This window comes from Clostridium sp. K04, assembly GCF_019734375.1.
In the GTDB taxonomy this organism is placed as follows: Bacteria; Bacillota; Clostridia; order Clostridiales; family Clostridiaceae; genus Clostridium; species Clostridium saudiense.
On the sequence record NZ_JAASHD010000003.1, the window covers coordinates 73,700 to 90,972 of the forward strand.

At 30.0% G+C, this 17,273-nt stretch carries 14 protein-coding genes and 4 tRNA genes; 14 read left to right on the forward strand and 4 right to left on the reverse strand.

The genetic code is table 11. From position 1 onward, the window contains the following. Window positions 1–21 precede the first annotated feature (21 nt). From HCG70_RS02130 to HCG70_RS02175, 10 genes are all read left to right on the forward strand, one after another. Entirely contained in the window at window positions 22–1,056 is a 1,035-nt protein-coding gene (locus tag HCG70_RS02130; RefSeq protein WP_042402344.1) for an XdhC/CoxI family protein, read from the forward strand. 268 nt (window positions 1,057–1,324) lie between these two features. Then, window positions 1,325–2,641 (forward strand): uracil-xanthine permease family protein, encoded by a 1,317-nt coding sequence (locus HCG70_RS02135; protein WP_042402343.1) that lies wholly within the window; start codon window positions 1,325–1,327, stop codon window positions 2,639–2,641. A gap of 71 nt (window positions 2,642–2,712) precedes the next feature. After that, window positions 2,713–3,510 (forward strand): xanthine dehydrogenase family protein subunit M, encoded by a 798-nt coding sequence (locus HCG70_RS02140; RefSeq protein ID WP_042402342.1) that lies wholly within the window; start codon window positions 2,713–2,715, stop codon window positions 3,508–3,510. Continuing rightward, the gene (locus HCG70_RS02145) at window positions 3,500–3,958 is read left to right on the forward strand and encodes a (2Fe-2S)-binding protein (RefSeq protein ID WP_042402340.1); all 459 of its coding nucleotides are present in this window, start codon (window positions 3,500–3,502) and stop codon (window positions 3,956–3,958) included. The genes HCG70_RS02140 and HCG70_RS02145 overlap by 11 nt, the downstream gene beginning before the upstream one ends. Window positions 3,959–3,960: 2 nt before the next feature. Next, window positions 3,961–6,240, forward strand: a complete 2,280-nt coding sequence (locus tag HCG70_RS02150; protein ID WP_042402338.1) for a xanthine dehydrogenase family protein molybdopterin-binding subunit — start codon at window positions 3,961–3,963, stop codon at window positions 6,238–6,240. A gap of 145 nt (window positions 6,241–6,385) precedes the next feature. Further along, entirely contained in the window at window positions 6,386–6,955 is a 570-nt protein-coding gene (locus HCG70_RS02155) for an NTP transferase domain-containing protein (RefSeq protein ID WP_154821265.1), read from the forward strand. 117 nt (window positions 6,956–7,072) lie between these two features. After that, window positions 7,073–7,147 (forward strand) — tRNA-Glu (locus HCG70_RS02160). A gap of 3 nt (window positions 7,148–7,150) precedes the next feature. Then, window positions 7,151–7,224, forward strand: a tRNA-Gly gene (locus HCG70_RS02165). Between the two features lie 52 nt (window positions 7,225–7,276). Next, window positions 7,277–7,353 (forward strand) — tRNA-Arg (locus tag HCG70_RS02170). 5 nt (window positions 7,354–7,358) lie between these two features. Continuing rightward, window positions 7,359–7,434: transfer RNA gene (locus tag HCG70_RS02175), tRNA-Lys, on the forward strand. A gap of 185 nt (window positions 7,435–7,619) precedes the next feature. Here the strand turns inward: HCG70_RS02175 and HCG70_RS02180 are convergent. After that, complete coding sequence (locus tag HCG70_RS02180) at window positions 7,620–9,323, reverse strand: ammonium transporter (RefSeq protein WP_221697440.1); 1,704 nt, start codon at window positions 9,321–9,323, stop codon at window positions 7,620–7,622. A 245-nt stretch (window positions 9,324–9,568) separates the two neighbouring features. Then, window positions 9,569–11,662: a glutamine synthetase III gene (locus HCG70_RS02185; RefSeq protein ID WP_221697441.1), complete on the reverse strand. Its 2,094-nt coding sequence runs from the start codon at window positions 11,660–11,662 to the stop codon at window positions 9,569–9,571. Window positions 11,663–12,041: 379 nt separating this feature from the next. Between HCG70_RS02185 and glnA the strand changes: the two genes are divergently transcribed. From glnA to HCG70_RS02205, 4 genes are all read left to right on the forward strand, one after another. Beyond that, window positions 12,042–13,355 carry a type I glutamate--ammonia ligase gene (glnA, locus tag HCG70_RS02190; RefSeq protein ID WP_042402326.1) on the forward strand — a complete coding sequence of 438 codons (1,314 nt, stop codon included), beginning with the start codon at window positions 12,042–12,044 and terminating at the stop codon, window positions 13,353–13,355. A 57-nt stretch (window positions 13,356–13,412) separates the two neighbouring features. Next, window positions 13,413–13,982 carry an ANTAR domain-containing response regulator gene (locus HCG70_RS02195; RefSeq protein ID WP_042402323.1) on the forward strand — a complete coding sequence of 190 codons (570 nt, stop codon included), beginning with the start codon at window positions 13,413–13,415 and terminating at the stop codon, window positions 13,980–13,982. Window positions 13,983–14,172: 190 nt separating this feature from the next. Beyond that, window positions 14,173–14,682: a hypothetical protein gene (locus tag HCG70_RS02200; protein ID WP_195952442.1), complete on the forward strand. Its 510-nt coding sequence runs from the start codon at window positions 14,173–14,175 to the stop codon at window positions 14,680–14,682. Window positions 14,683–15,006: 324 nt separating this feature from the next. Next, window positions 15,007–16,206 (forward strand): PAS domain-containing sensor histidine kinase, encoded by a 1,200-nt coding sequence (locus HCG70_RS02205; RefSeq protein WP_221697442.1) that lies wholly within the window; start codon window positions 15,007–15,009, stop codon window positions 16,204–16,206. Window positions 16,207–16,238: 32 nt separating this feature from the next. Here HCG70_RS02205 and HCG70_RS02210 read toward each other — a convergent pair whose 3' ends face one another. Beyond that, window positions 16,239–16,772 carry a permease gene (locus HCG70_RS02210; protein WP_154820653.1) on the reverse strand — a complete coding sequence of 178 codons (534 nt, stop codon included), beginning with the start codon at window positions 16,770–16,772 and terminating at the stop codon, window positions 16,239–16,241. Next, on the reverse strand, window positions 16,769–17,254 hold the full coding sequence (locus tag HCG70_RS02215) for a hypothetical protein (RefSeq protein WP_042397904.1): 486 nt from the start codon (window positions 17,252–17,254) through the stop codon (window positions 16,769–16,771). Before HCG70_RS02215 ends, HCG70_RS02210 begins: the two co-directional genes overlap by 4 nt. Between the last annotated feature and the right edge of the window lie 19 nt (window positions 17,255–17,273).

The window sequence follows — 17,273 nt, forward strand, 5'->3', positions numbered from 1 at the left end:
AATAACTTCCGGGGGGCAGGTATGAAAAGGAAATTTTACAAAGTAGTAAAAGAAAATTTATTGAGTAAAAAAGATTTATTTATATTTACAATTTTAGAATCCGTTAATGATTTAGATATAGGTAAGAAAATATTAAAAGTTGATAATGAATTTATATTTGAGGATGAAAGAGATAGAGAAAAATATAAAGAGATTATTGAGAATTTAGATTTAAAAGAAACTAACAAAGTATTTGATATTAATAACTCTTATAAAATAATGCTAGAACAGATTGCATCTAAGCCTAAATTAGTTATTTGTGGTGGTGGACATATATCTTTAGAGTTATATAAAGTCGCAAAAATGTTAGATTTTAATGTTATAGTAATAGATGATAGAGAGGAATTTGCAAATACTGAAAGATTTCCATCAGCAGATAAGGTAATATGTAAGAAATTTAATGAAGCTCTTGAAGAGATAAACTATGATAATAATTCCTATTTTGTGGTTGTAACAAGGGGACATAGAGCAGACCAAATATGTATTGAATCAATTTTAAATAAAGAATATAAATATTTAGGTATGATAGGTAGTAAAGCAAAGGTAGCTAATTCAGTAAGACAGTTAGTGGAAAAAGGATATAGTTCAAAAGAAATTGAAAAAATTCATGCACCTATTGGATTAAATATAGGAGCTCAAACGCCTGCTGAAATTGCAATAAGTATAGCAGCGCAAATTATAGAAATAAAAAATAAAAGTAATTTATCAAATGTAGATGAAAAAATATTAAATACTATTAATGAAAGCAATAAAAAGATGGTATTGGTAAGCATTTTAGATAAAGTAGGTTCATCTCCTAGAGGAGTAGGTGCAAAAATGCTAGTTACAGATGATAAGAAATTGATCGGAAGCATTGGTGGTGGAAGTGTAGAAAATGCTGCATACGAAAAAGCTTTAGAATTAATAAAGCAAGAAAAATCATATATTGAAAGTTATGATTTATCTAATTCAGTAGCAGCAAAGTTAGGGATGGCTTGTGGTGGAACCATAAAGGTACTTTTAGAATATATAAAGTAAAAAACGAAAAATAATCTTAAAAATTAAATTTTTTCTGAAAAAGCAAAAGACAAACTATTAAAGGTAGTTTGTCTTTTAATTTTTGTGTTTTTGCCGTTAAAATATATTTTTTAACCTAAAAATTTCAAAAAAAGCTAAAAATAAATATATTTTTATACACAAATTAGAAAAAGTATGATAGAATCATGAAGTAGGATTTACGTACATTAAATGCACGAAAAATAAAAAATATTCGCGATTTATATTAATACTTATAGGGGGATTTAGGATGAAAACAGGAAGTATTTATGAATTAGAAGGAAGGGTACCTTTAAAACAAGCTATTCCATTAGGTATTCAACATGTATTAGCAATGTTCTTAGGAAATGTATCACCACTTATTATAGTATGTGGGCTTTTAGATATTCCATTAGAAACAAAATCAATGTTAATCCAAAATTCAATGTTTGTTGCAGGGATTGCAACATTAATTCAATTATATCCATTTTTTAGAGTAGGAAGTGGATTACCTGTAGTTATGGGAACAAGTTCAGGATTTATAGGAACACAAAATGCTATAGGTGCAACGTATGGATATTCCGCTATAATGGGAGCTTCATTAGTTGGGGCAGTATTAGAAATGGTTTTGGGATTCTTCATTAAGCCATTAAGAAAATTATTTCCACCTATAGTAACAAGCTTGGTTGTTATTTCAATAGGACTTTCATTACTTCCGGTAGGTATTAAATATTTTGCTGGTGGAGCTGGTTCAGCTGATTTTGGATCACCAAAACATTTAATAGTTGGAACAGTGGTAATTTTAGTAATAATAGTATTACAAAACTTTACTAAAGGGTTTATAAAAACATCAGCTATTTTAATAGGAATAATAGTTGGATACATATTATCAATAGTAATGGGAATGGTTGACTTTACAGCTGTAAAAGAAGCTTCATGGATAAGTTTACCTAAACCATTTGCTATGGGATTTGAATTTAGGTTAGATGCAATTATTTCAATGGCAATAATGTATATTGCAACTACAGTAGAAACAATTGGGGATATTTCTGCAATAGCAGTAGGTGGACTTGATAGAGAAGCAACTGACAAAGAATTATCAGGTGGTGTAGTTGCTGATGGAGTTTCAAGTTTTATAGCAGCTATCTTTGGAGTTGCTCCAAATACTTCATTTAGCCAAAATGTTGGACTAGTTGCTGTAACTAAAGTTGTAAATAAATTTGTTATTATGACTGGGGCAGTATTTTTAATATTAGCTGGATTTTTCCCAAAATTGAGTGCAGTACTTTCAGTAATGCCACAATCAGTTCTAGGAGGAGCAGCAGTTATAATGTTTGCTATGATATTTGTAAGTGGATTACAGTCATTATTTAGAGAAAAGTTAGATGGTAGAAACGGCTTAATAGTTGCATTAGCAATAGGAATTGGTGTTGGAATAGGTAATGTTCCAGAAGCCTTAGCACAATTACCAACTTGGGTTAGCAACATATTTGCACAAAATGGTATAATAATGACATTCGTTATAGCAACAATATTAAATTTAGTATTACCAAAAGATAAGGTAGAAAATAAAGCAGTAAGTGTATAAAAAATATAAAAAGGGCTTATATCGAATAATTTGATATGGCCCATTTGTTATGTCTATAGGAGGAGAAAAAATTGTTTACGATTAGGAATTATGTAGTAGCAAAAAGTTTAGAAGAAGCTTATGAACTAAATCAAAAAAAGAACAATGTTATTTTAGGGGGAATAGGCTGGTTAAAGATGGGTGGAAGAAACATTCAAACTGCCATTGATTTATCAGAATTAGGATTAGACAAAATAGAGGAAGACGAAGAATATTTTAAAATAGGCTGTATGTGCACATTAAGACAGTTAGAAGTTAATGAATCTTTAAATTCTTATTTTAATGGGATAATAGCAAAATCAGTTATACATATAGTTGGAGTTCAATTTAGGAATTGCGCTACTATTGGTGGAAGTATTTATTCAAGATTTGGATTTTCAGATATATTAACAGCACTTTTATCATTAGATACATATGTAGAATTATTTAATGGTGGAATTATTCCTCTTACTAAATATAGAGACATGCCTTATGATAATGATATTTTAGTAAGAATTATAATAAAGAAAGATAATAGAAAGGCTGTTTATTTAACTCATAGAAACAGTGCAACTGATATTCCTACTTTAGCAGTTGCTATATCTAGATTAGATAATAAGTGGAATATTGTAATTGGAGCTAGACCTCAAAAAGCTATGAATGTAAATGCAACAGAAATTTTAAGTGAAGTTCCAACACAAAAAGAAATTGATGACGTAGTTAAATATGTTATAGAAAATGTTAAATTTGATAGTAACATGAGAGGAAGTAAAGAGTATAGACAAATATTAGCTAAGGTATTTATAAACAGAGGAATTTCTGAAATTACAGGAGGAAGTTATGGAAATTAAACTATGGATAAATAATAAACTTTTTCAAGACAATGTAGAAGCAGATATGTTATTAATTGATTATGTAAGAAGTAAGGGCTTCTTTAGTGTAAAAAGAGGATGTGAAACTGCAAATTGTGGTTTATGTACAGTTCATTTAGAGGGAAAACCTGTTTTATCATGCAGCACTCTTGTTATGAAGGCAAATGGAAAGAAAGTGACTACTCTTGAAGGATTAAGAGAGGAAGCAGAAGAATTTGGTGCTTTTATGGCAGATCAAGGAGCAGAGCAATGTGGATTCTGTAGCCCAGGATTTGTGATGAATGTATTAGCGATGAAAAATGAATTGGTTAATCCAACGGAAGATGAAATTAAGCATTATTTAGCTGGGAATCTTTGCAGATGTACAGGATATATGAGCCAATTAAGAGCAATTAAGAATTTCTTAGAAGCTAAAAAGGAGGACTAATAATGAAATATGTTAATAAAGGTATAAGAAAAAAGGATGCTATGTCATTACTTACTGGTAAGCCGGTTTATACAGATGATATAGCTCCAAGTAATTGTTTAATAGTTAAAGTACTTAGAAGTCCTCATGCTCATGCTTTAATAGAGGATATAAATGTAAGCATAGCAAGTAAAGTTCCAGGTATAGAATGTATTTTAACTTATAAGGACGTTCCACAAAAAAGATTTACAACAGCCGGTCAATCTTATCCTGAACCAAGTCCATATGATAGATTGATTTTAGATAAGAGACTTAGATGTGTAGGAGATCCTGTTGCAATAGTTGCTGGGGAAAATGAAAAGGCAGTAAATAAAGCATTAAATTTAATTAAAGTTAAATATGAGGTTTTAGATGCAGTATTAGATTTTAGGGAAGCTATAGATAATGATATTATAGTTCATCCAGAAGATGATTTTATTGCATTAAATGACTGGATTAATGTAGATAAAGATAGAAATATATGTTCAAAGGGTGACTTTGCTTATGGAGATGTAGAAGAAGAGTTAAATAAATGTGCTCATATAATAGAACAAACTTATCATACAAAAGCAAATAGCCAAGCTATGATGGAAACTTTCAGAGCATTTACAGAACTTGATACATATGGAAGATTAAATATAACAAGTGCAACTCAAGTTCCTTTCCATGTAAGACGTATATTATCAAATGCATTAGATATTCCAAAGTCTAAAATAAGAGTAATTAAACCGAGAATAGGTGGAGGATTTGGTGCAAAGCAAAGTGTTGTTGCTGAAATATTCCCAGCGATAGTTACAATGAAAACTGGAAAACCAGCAAAGATAGTCTATACAAGAGAAGAAAGTATGACTAATGGTAGTCCAAGACATGAAATGGAGATAAAGGTTAGATTAGGAGCAGATGAAAATGGTATAATAAAGGCCATTTATATGTATACTTTATCTAATGCAGGAGCATATGGTGATCATGGACCGACTACTGTAGGATTATCAGGTCATAAATCAATGCCTCTTTATAATGGAGCAAAGGCTTATAAATTTGAATATGATGTTGTTTATTCAAATACTATGGGAGCTGGTGCTTATAGAGGTTATGGCGCAACTCAAGGATTGTTTGCTTTAGAGTCAGCTGTAAATGAACTTGCAGATAAGCTTAATATCGATCCTATTAAACTGAGAGAAATGAATATGGTTGCTGAGGGGCAAATAATGCCTGCATATTATAATGAACCGGCCAATAGTTGTGCATTAGATAGATGCTTATCAAGAGCTAAAGAAATGATAGATTGGGATAATAAATATCCTTGTAGAGATATGGGGAATGGCAAGGTTAGATCTGTTGGGGTTGCTATGGCTATGCAAGGGTCAGGGATATCGTCAGTAGATACTGCGGCTGTTGAAATAAAGCTTAATGATGATGGATTCTATACATTAATGATTGGTGCAGCTGATATGGGAACAGGATGTGATACAATATTAGCTCAAATGGCAGCTGACTGCTTAGAATGTGATATAGATAATATAATTGTACATGGTGTTGATACAGACCAAAGTCCATATGATACTGGTTCTTATGCATCTAGTACTACATATATAACAGGTGGAGCTGTTATTAAAACTTGTGAAAAGATGAGAAAAAGAATTATTGAAGAAGCATCAAAGGCACTTGGATGCTCAATTGATAATTTAGAGTTTGATGGGAAAAAAGTATTTTCACTAGTAGATGAAAAGGAAATAAGTTTAATTGATATAGCAAATAATACTTTAGTTGGCGGATTTAATACTATAAGTGAAAGTGAATCACATTATTCAGAAGTTTCACCACCTCCATTCATGGTTGGAATAGTTGAAACTGAAGTAGATAAGCTAACAGGAAAAGTTGATATAATTGATTATGTAGCAGTAGTGGATTGTGGAACTGTTGTAAATCCTAATTTAGCTAGAATCCAAGCAGAAGGAGGAATAGCGCAAGGAATAGGTATGGCACTTTATGAAGATATTACTTACACTGAAAAGGGTAAGATGAGAAATGATTCATTCCTTCAATATAAAATACCTACAAGACTTGATGTTGGAAACATTAGAGTTGAATTTGAATCAAGCTATGAACAAACAGGGCCATTTGGAGCTAAGTCTATTGGAGAGATAGTTATTAATACGCCATCTCCAGCTTTAGCACATGCAGTATACAATGCAACAAAAGTTAATATAAGAACACTACCAATAACATCTGAAAAAATAGTTATGGGAATGATTAATAAATAGTTAAGAGTTAAGAGTTTTGAGTTAATAGTTTAGGAATAAATTTAGATTGAGCTGAATTTGAAAATATATATTTTTAGAAATTCCGATAGGAGTTTCATCCCTAACTATTAACTCTTAACTATTAACTAAATTAAAGGTTGGTTTTATGAAGATAAATTTAATTTTATTGGCTGCTGGTAATAGTAGGAGATTTAATGGAAATAAGTTGCTTGCTTTATATAAGGGTAAACCTATTTATATGCATGTAGTCGAAAAGGCACTTAATCTTGAAGTTAATAAAATAATATGTGTAACTCAATATGAAGAAATAAGAAAAAATTTAAAAAATACTAAAATTAATGTTGTAATGAATGATAATAGTGATTTAGGAATTTCTAGTTCTATAAAGCTAGGAATAAGTTTTGATAAAAATGCTGATGGATATATGTTTATGGTATGTGATCAGCCTTTCATGTCTTTAAAAACATTAAATTTAGTTAAAGATACATTTATTAATAGCGATAAAGGTATAGTTTGCGTGGGAAGTGGAAATAATAAAGGTAATCCAGTTATCTTTTCTAAAAAGTATATTAATGAATTATTATCACTTGAAGGGGATATTGGTGGTAAAAAAATAATAAAGGGGCATTTAAATGATTTTCAACTTGTAAATATTAATGATGAAATTGAGTTAGTTGATATAGATACTCAGGAAGAATATGTTAAAATTCTTTGATAAAAATGTTTACATTAAAATCTTTTAAATTTTTTATAAAAATTTTTGAAAATAGTGTTGACTTTTGTCTAAAAACACTGTAATATACAAAAAGTAGTCAGCAGTACATGTTGATCTGGCCCCTTGGTCAAGCGGTCAAGACACCACCCTTTCACGGTGGTAACAGGGGTTCGATTCCCCTAGGGGTCACCATATGCGGGTATCGTATATCGGTAATACTCCAGCCTTCCAAGCTGGAAAGGTGGGTTCGATTCCCACTACCCGCTCCATTTTAAAGTATTATAAACTAATAGAAATATGGAGTTAATAATATCTTAATTTGCGTGTTTAGCTCAGCTGGATAGAGCAACGCCCTTCTAAGGCGTGGGCCAGGAGTTCGAATCTCTTAACACGCACCAGTTTTGGTTTACTAGCTCAGTCGGTAGAGCACTTGACTTTTAATCAAGGTGTCCGGGGTTCGATTCCCCGGTAAGCCACCAAAAAAGAAACTCAATTGAGTTTCTTTTTTTATTCTGTAGATTATTAACATACAAATGTTAATTGTTAAATTAAGCTTGTGGATTATATTTAATGGCATGTGGATAAAATGCAATATTATATGTAAAAAAATAGTAGTAGATAAATAAAAAAAGAACTGTATCAAAATTGATACAGTTCTATATTTTTACTTTTCATCATCATCTTGTAGTGCATCATAACCTTCTTCGTTGGTTCTAATTTTAATAACATTCTCAACATCTTGAACGAAGATTTTACCATCACCAATTTTGCCTGTGTATAAAGCTTTCTTAATAACTTTAACTAAAGTATCAACTGGAATTTTACATACAACAATTTCTACTTTTAATTGAGGTAATAAAGTAACTTCGTCTAAAGGAACACCTCTGTAGTAATCAGTAGATCCTTTTTGCATACCATATCCTAAAACGTTGGTAACAGTCATACCAGTAATTCCTAATTTATCTAAAGCAACTTTTAATCTATCAAATCTATCTTGTTTTGTTAAGATGACAACCTTAGTGAATTTAGCATCAGTTTTAGATGTATTATAAACAACTGGAATTGTGTCTGTATTATCAATAGTAGTATTTTCAGGAACGGTAGAAGCTGATAATTGATTTAAGGTAATACCTGAATATGAAGCTCCTACAGCCATAAAGTCAGGATAACAGCTTTCAAGACCATGTTCCTTCTTATCAAGACCTTCAATTTCTTCTTCTTCTGATACTCGAAGACCAATGGTTTTCTTGATTACTGTAAATACAATAGTCATAGTGATAGCAACCCAAGCAATAACACAAATAACACCTAAGATTTGAGTACCTAAGAATTTGAATCCACCACCATAGAATAATCCGCCATCAGTTGCAAAGAAACCAGTTAAAATAGTACCAAGAGCACCGCAGACACCATGTACAGATACTGCACCAACAGGATCATCGACTTTTAATTTTTTTTCAATAAATTCAACTGCAAATACAACAGCAAATCCAGCGAAAATACCTATGAAACATGCACCAACTGGACTAACTAAGTCACAACCAGCAGTTATTGCAACAAGACCTGCTAATGAACCATTTAATGTCATTGATACATCAGGTTTTTTATATCTGATCCATGTTATTATTAAAACTATACATGTTGAAACTGCAGCAGCTATATTTGTTGTCATGAATATTTTACTTGCAGTAACTATTGCTTCATCTCCAGTCATTGAAACTGTAGAACAACCATTGAATCCAAACCATGCAAACCAAAGTATGAACACACCTAAAGCACCAACTGTTAAATTATGACCAGGGATAGCATGAGCTTTTCCATCCTTAGAATATTTACCTATACGAGGGCCAAGTATTGTTGCTCCAATTAAAGCAGCAACCCCACCTACCATATGAACAGCTGTAGAACCAGCAAAGTCATGGAAGCCAAGTTGTGATAAGAATCCACCACCCCAGATCCAGTGTCCAGAAATAGGATAAATAATAGCACTAATTATTAAACTATATATACAATAAGAAGAGAATTTAGTTCTTTCTGCCATAGCTCCTGATACTATAGTAGCAGCAGTTGCACAGAAAACTGTTTGGAATATAACAAATGCAAAAGTTGGAATTGAAGAACTATAATCACCTTGTATAAAAAAGTCAAGGCCTCCTATTAAAGCACCATCTCCACCAAACATAAGCCCAAATCCTATAAGCCAAAATACTACTGTACCTATACAAAAGTCCATTAAGTTTTTCATTATAATATTACCTGCGTTCTTGGCTCTAGTGAATCCTGTTTCTACCATAGCAAAACCTGCTTGCATAAAGAATACTAGTGCAGCTCCTAATAAAGTCCAAATCGTGTCTAATGCTGAATACATTAATAATACCCCCTTTTATTTAAAGTTAATAGTTTAATAGACAGAGATGATGATTATTTAAATCTCATAAAAGTAATATTTTCAAATATATAATAGCTAGATTTTATAATGGTATCATCCGTAAGTATAATTTAAACTATAACTATTTTTAACTTTTTTATAAATAAGAAAATAAAATATGGCGTGCATCTTACTATAGGGGATATCCCTAAAGTAAAATACACGCCATTGTGCATTTATATTATTTAATCAACGCTAAATAGTAATTTTCCGTAGCTTGGGAGAGTCCAATACTTTTTACTTACTAAAGTTTCAAGCTCATCAACTACACCACGTAAGTGTTGCATATTAATAAATACTGATTCTCTATAGTATTTAGCTGTATCAAGTGGATCTGTATGAGTTTTAGCTTCTAATACAGATTTTTCTAAATCATCAAGTTTGCTATATAGAGAGTTTCCTAATTTTGAAATTTTATTAAGAAGTTCTTCTTCTAAATAGCATTGAATATTAGGCATTAATTGTTTTTTACCATTAGCTATTCTAGCAATTTCACCTTGATATTCAAGTACAGCTGGAATAATATCTTTTTTAGTCATATCAATCATAGTTAATGCTTCAATATGAAGTGTTTTACTATAGTTTTCTAGTAGTATTTCATATCTTGAATATAATTCGCTTTCAGAGAATACATGATGTTTAGTAAATAAATCAACATTTTTACTGCTTACAAAGTAAGGAAGAGCATCTGGAGTAGTCTTTAAGTTTAAAAGACCTCTTGATTCAGCTTCTTTAATCCAATCATCAGAGTAGTTATTTCCATTAAATACAATTCTATTATGATCTTTTATTGTATTTTTAATTAGTGTATTTAAATCTTCATCAAAGTTAGAACTCTTTTCAAGTGTATCAGCAAATTGTCTTAATTCTTCAGCTACTATTGTATTTAATATAATGTTAGGGCCTGCAATTGAGAAAGTAGAACCAAGCATTCTAAACTCAAATTTATTACCTGTGAATGCAAATGGTGAAGTTCTATTTCTGTCTGTAGTATCTCTAAAGAATTTAGGTAATACACGTACACCAATTTCCATTGGGCTCTTTTCCTTTGCTATATAAGTAGTCCCATTTTCAATTGACTTTAATATTTCAGTTAATTCATCGCCTAAGAACATTGATACTATAGCAGGTGGAGCCTCGTTTGCACCTAATCTATGGTCATTTCCTGCACTTGCAACAGAAACACGTAGTAAATCTTGATAATCGTCAACTGCCTTAATTACTGCCGTTAAGAATAATAAGAATTGTGCATTTTCTGCTGGAGTATCACCAGGTTCTAATAAATTAACACCTGTATCAGTAGAAATTGACCAGTTGTTGTGTTTACCACTACCATTTACACCAGCAAAAGGTTTTTCGTGAAGTAAGCAAGCTAGTCCATGTTTGTTAGCTATAGATTTCATAAGTTCCATAGTTAATTGGTTATGATCAGTTGCTATATTAGTAGTAGTAAATATAGGAGCTAATTCATGTTGAGCTGGGGCAACTTCGTTATGTTTAGTTTTAGCTAAAACACCTAATTTCCAAAGCTCTTCATCAAGTTCTTTCATATATGCAGAAACTCTTGGTTTGATAGTTCCAAAGTAGTGATCTTCCATTTCTTGTCCCTTTGGAGGTCTTGAACCAAATAAAGTTCTACCACAAAATACTAGGTCAGGTCTTTTTTCATACATTTCCTTATCAACTAAGAAGTATTCTTGTTCAGGACCAACAGTAGTAATTACTTTTTTTACATCATCTTTTCCAAATAATTTTAATATACGTAAAGCTTGCTTATTTAAAGCTTGCATTGATCTTAATACTGGAGTTTTCTTATCTAAAGCTTCACCGCTATATGAGCAGAATGCTGTAGGGATGCATAAAGTTCCATCTTTAATAAATGCATATGATGTAGGATCCCATGCAGTGTATCCTCTTGCTTCAAATGTAGCTCTAAGGCCTCCTGATGGAAAGCTTGAAGCATCTGGTTCACCTTGGATAAGTTCTTTTCCTGAGAATTCCATTATAATATTTCCGTTTTTATCTGGTGAAATAAAGCTATCATGTTTTTCAGCTGTAATGCCAGTCATTGGTTGGAACCAGTGAGTAAAATGTGTTGCACCTTTTTCTATAGCCCAATCTTTCATTGCATTAGCAACAACATTAGCAACTGCTAAGTCAAGTGGTTTACCAGCTTGAATAGTATTTTTAAGTGATTTGTAAGTTTCTTTTGGTAACCTTGCTTTCATAACACTATCATTAAAAACTAAGCTTCCAAATAAATTTGGTATATCTTTCATAATTATAACCCCCTTCAAATAAAAAAAGGCACCGTGGACAATCATTTGTCCACAGCGCCTTTGCTGTTTATGTAAGTATTATATGTCCAAAATAATGAAATGTAAATACTTTTTTAGAAAAAAATTGAAAATATTTTTTGAGTGGAAGTTTATTGATAAAAAATAGCTTATATTGTATAATATTAGAAATGGACAAAGGCGTTCATCAAATGTTTTTTAGAAGTACTTTTTTAAATCATAAGATGTAATCAAAGTTAAATTTGCAAAAACTACTAAAGATTAATTATTACTTATGAATAAGTTTGTAGACACTAAAAATATTTGATGGATGCTTTTTTGCGTAAAAAAATATAGGATTATTATAACTGGAGGAAGAGATATGTCATATACAGTTAGAGAGGTTTTGGAGTTTGTTAAACAAAATGATGTTAAATTTATTAGATTAGCTTTTTGCGATATGTTTGGAACACAAAAAAATATTTCTATAATGCCTGATGAATTAGAAAGAGCATTTAAAGAAGGAGTTTCATTTGATGCTTCAGCAATTAGAGGATTTGGTGATGTTGCAAAATCAGATTTATTATTATTTCCTGATGCAGATACTCTTAATGTTCTTCCATGGAGGCCACAACAAGGTAGAGTAGTAAGATTTTTCTGTGATATAAAAACTCCAGATAAAGAAGAGTTTTTATATGATAGTAGAAACATCTTAAAAAAAGTTGTTAGGATATGTCAAGAGAAGGGGTATACACCATACATAGGAACAGAGTGTGAATTCTATTTATTTAAAACAGATGAAGATGGTGAAGCAACTTATATTACTCATGATAAAGGTGGATATTTTGATATGGCACCAATTGACAAAGGAGAAAATATTAGAAGGGAAATTTGCCTTTGCTTAGAAGAGATGGGGATTAAACCAGAAAGTTCACATCATGAACAAGGCCCAGGACAAAATGAAATAGATTTTAAATACAGTGACTCACTTAATGCTGCAGATAATTTCTTAACTTTCAAATCTGTAGTAAAAGCCATTGCTGCTAGATCAGGACTTTATGCATCTTTTATGCCAAAGCCTATAAGTAATAAGAGTGGAAATGGATTGCATATAAATATATCATTAAACAAAAATGGTACTAATATATTTAAAGAGGAAAATGGACAACAGGCAGAAGTTGAAAGTTTTATAGCGGGAATATTAAGTAAGACAAGAGAAATTACAGCCTTTTTGAACCCTATCGTTAATTCTTATGAAAGATTTGGTAAATTTGAAGCGCCTAAATATGTTTCATGGTCACATCAGAATCGTTCACAGTTAGTTAGAATACCAGCAGCGACTGGTGAAAAAACAAGAATGGAATTAAGATCACCTGATTCAGCTATAAATCCTTATTTAGCATTTTCATTAATACTTGGAGCAGGATTATATGGAATAGAGAATTCACTTAAGTTACCAAAGGAAATAAATGAAAATCTATATACATTAGATGAAGAGAAATTAAAGGATATAGAAGTATTGCCAGAAACACTAGAAGAAGCATTAGATATTGCAAAGAATAGTGAATTTATTAGAAGTATAATAGGTAGTGATGTTTTAGACAGATATATAGAGTTAAAGGAAATTGAAGCTGATCAATATAATAAGTCAATAGAAAAGGAAAAAATGAAAAGGCTATATTTTGAATACATTTAACATTATTTTAACAATTAGTAGGCCATGAAATATAGATAATGCAAGGGGGCGTAATTTTTGGATAGTATTCTAATAGTATCGAGCAGTAAAAAGGGAATGTCATTTTTTACTGAAGTGCTCTCTCAAAATTCCTATGGGGAAATTGTTACAGTAACAAATGGTGGGGAAGCAAGGAGACTTTTAGTTGAAAGAGATTTTGATTTATGTATTATAAATGCACCATTAATAGATGAATTTGGGGATGAATTTGCAAAAGATATAGTTTCTAACGGAATTGGACAAGTAATTCTTGTTGTTAGAACAGATATTTATGATGAGGTAAGTGAAAAAGTAGAAGAGCTTGGAGTAATTACAATAGCTAAGCCTATGAATAGAACTATATTTTGGAGTGCATTGAAAATAGCAAATGCTACATATAATAAAATGTGCAGATTGAAGAAGGAAAATAATAAGCTTTTGCAAAAAATTGAGGATATTAGGATGATTGATAGAGCCAAATGTATATTGATTCAATATTTAAATATGACTGAAGCTGAAGCTCATCGATATATAGAAAAACAAGCAATGGATATGCGATCAACTAGAAAAGTTGTTGCAGAAGGGATTTTAAGAACTTATGAAAATTAAACAAATATAACTTTTTATAATAATATAGTTTTTATAAAATCGGCATTTTGAACTTTAGTGTAATAATATTATATAGTTCATTATGACCGATTTTATAATTATATGATAAAAAAAGTTTTTAATAATGTATATATGTAAAATTATAAATATAATATTAATATAAATATTAGAAAATATAAGGTGATGAAAAATGCTTATTTCAGTTAAAGAAAATGTTTTTAAAAAAGAAGTTGAAATTAAATTTAATAATATTACTGAGGGGTTTAATAGATATAAGAATAAAACAATAAGTGCAATAAATGAGGAAAATTTTGAAAGGGGAATGATTTGCTTTTTACAAGAAGCTGTAAAGTTAAATGGACTTAATAGTTCTTATGTTGACTTTTATTATAATTCTTTGTCTGAAGAAGACAAGGTTAAACTAGTAGAGATGGTAAGTGTAGATGATAGGAAATTTATAGAGTCATTTAAAGAGAAGAATACAACTGGTGGAATTTATTATTACTTGACTCTAGACAGTGTTCCTTTTATAAGTAGATTGAATTCAAATGAAATATTATTTTCAAGTATATATTTTACTAAAGAAGAGTGCACTATATGGGGTAACTACAATAAGAGGTTTCCTATATTTTATAAAGAGGAGCATGTATTAATGAAATATGTTGATATAGCTAACAAATATGGATTAATAATAGATTAATAAAGTAAATATGTATAAGAAACATGAAAAGTGGGAAATTGCGCAGGAGTTATAAGAACAATAAAATAAAATAAAATAAAATAAAATAGTATTAATTTTATTCAATTAAATAAAATATTTAATTATTAAAAAATATGGAAATTAAATTTTAATTATTATTTATATTAATAAAAATACATAAAAAAAGAAAAAAATAAGCTAATTGGTAAAAAAAGGTTGAAGAAAAAAGTAAATATATGTATAATGTATTTAGAAAGTTTTAAAGAGGGTATATTAGTAAATATTAAGAAGTATTGAGGATGGTACGGGGGGTATCGAGAGATTATGCAAGATCTTTTAGGATTAGATAGAAATGACCAACTAGAATATTTTTTTGAAATATCAGTTGATCTTATGGCTATTATAGGTACTGACAAGAAAGTTAAAAAAGTAAGTAAGTGTTGCAAAGAACTTTTAGGATGGAGTGAAGAAGAACTTACTTTATCAGAGTGGAGCAATTTTGTTCATGAAGATGATGTATTTAAAGTTTTAGCATATATAAGAAATTCAAATATTAAAAACGGAATTAAGGGATTAGAGCTTAGATTTAAATGCAAGGATGAAAGTTATAGATGGATAGAAAGTAATTGTAGATATGTTGAAGAAAGTGAAGTATATATACTTACAGCTAGGGATATAACTGAAAAAAAGCAAATTATGGAAGAAAAAATAGCTTATGAAAAAGCAATTGAATTAGAAAGTATAAAAAGTCAATTCTTTTCAAATATATCACATGAATTTAAGACACCATTAAATATTATTTTAGCTACAATGCAAGTAATAAATAAAAATATTGAAAATAAAAGTATAATTTCAATTGAAGGTGCCAATTTAGATAGATATATGAATTCAATTAAACAAAACTGTTATAGACTTCTTAGATTAGTTAATAATATTATTGATATAAGTAAAATCGACTATGGGTATTATGATATTGAGCTAGGAAACTATAATATTGTTAGTGTGGTAGAAGATATAACGATGTCCGTTTTAGAATATGTTAATAATAAAGGAATTGAACTTGTATTTGATACTGAAGTTGAAGAAGAGATAATAGCATGTGATCCGGATAAAATTGAAAGAATAATATTGAATTTATTATCTAATGCAATTAAATATACGGAAGCTGATGGAAAAATATCAGTTAATATTTATTCAGATAAAGAAAATGTATATATAACGGTTTCAGATACTGGAATAGGGATTCCAGAGGAAAAAATTAATAAGATTTTTGAAAGATATGAACAAATTGACAATAAACTTACAAGAAACTTTAATGGAAGTGGAATAGGATTATCATTAGTAAGATCACTTGCAGAAATGCATGAAGGTAGAGTGTGGGTAGAAAGTAAGGTAAATGAGGGGAGTAAATTTATAATTAGTCTTCCAAAGAAAACCGTAGCTACTGAGAATGTAAAAAGTGTAGATTTAACAAAATCAAAAGTAGAAAAATGTTCTATAGAGTTTTCGGATATATATAAATAAATGTAGGCACATAGATAAGTTAATCTATGTGCTTATTTTTCGTTATATATTTTTTCAAGCTCATTTTTAGGGGTTAATAAACTAACGAAGTAGCTCATAATCAGAACTCCAGGGATATCTATAATTAATCGAACTAAGGTAAATTTTAAACCTAATGCAGAAAACTCAAATAGTAATGTTGAGATTTTAGTCAAACACCAAGCATTCATAAAAATTATTACATTTGAGAACTTTGCACCTTTCTTTATTAAGACAGCTGTAAATGGAAATGAAGCATACATTGGACCTGCTGCTACAGAGCCAATTAGCATTGCTAGAATTATTCCAATAACTCCAGATTTATTGCCCATATATTTCATAAGTTTTTCTCTTGGAACCCATACATCCATTAATCCAAGCATTAGCATTATAGGAGGTAGTACTGATAGCATTTGTAGTATGTTTGATGTTACACTATTAATTACCTTTAAAAATACGTTATAACTAAAAAATGAAATTATAATGAGAAAAATTAAAGAAATAAAAAATGATCTGTATCGTTTTATAAATTTAATTAAAACTTTCATATAATCATCATAATCCTTCCTAATAAAAGTCCTACTATTATTGAAAAAATAAATCCTATGAAATTTCTAAGAAAAGCAGCTCTCTTGCCTATATATTTCGATTCAAGTGGATACGTCATTAAACCAACAAGAACAAGTGTTGATACTAAAGTACCAACTTGTGCATATCCAGCACCGCTTGACAGTAAGGTATTACCAAGTGAAAAAGCCACGAAAGTTGGCATCATTGTAATTGAACCTAGAATTGCTGAAAGAATTATACCTAAAAATCCAGAATTCGCACCTATGATTTTTGAAATTGTATCAGCACTAAGAAAAGCCAGTAATATACCAACAGTAACTACAATAAAAAGAAATTGAGGCATAATATTTTCAAAGGATTTTAATGCACTAATTAATGCCTTCTTTGTTTTAGGTTTATCTTTTATAAAGGATAAAACTAATAAAAAAATGGATAATCCATATAGGATAATAGAGGTCATATTAATCTCCTGATAAGTA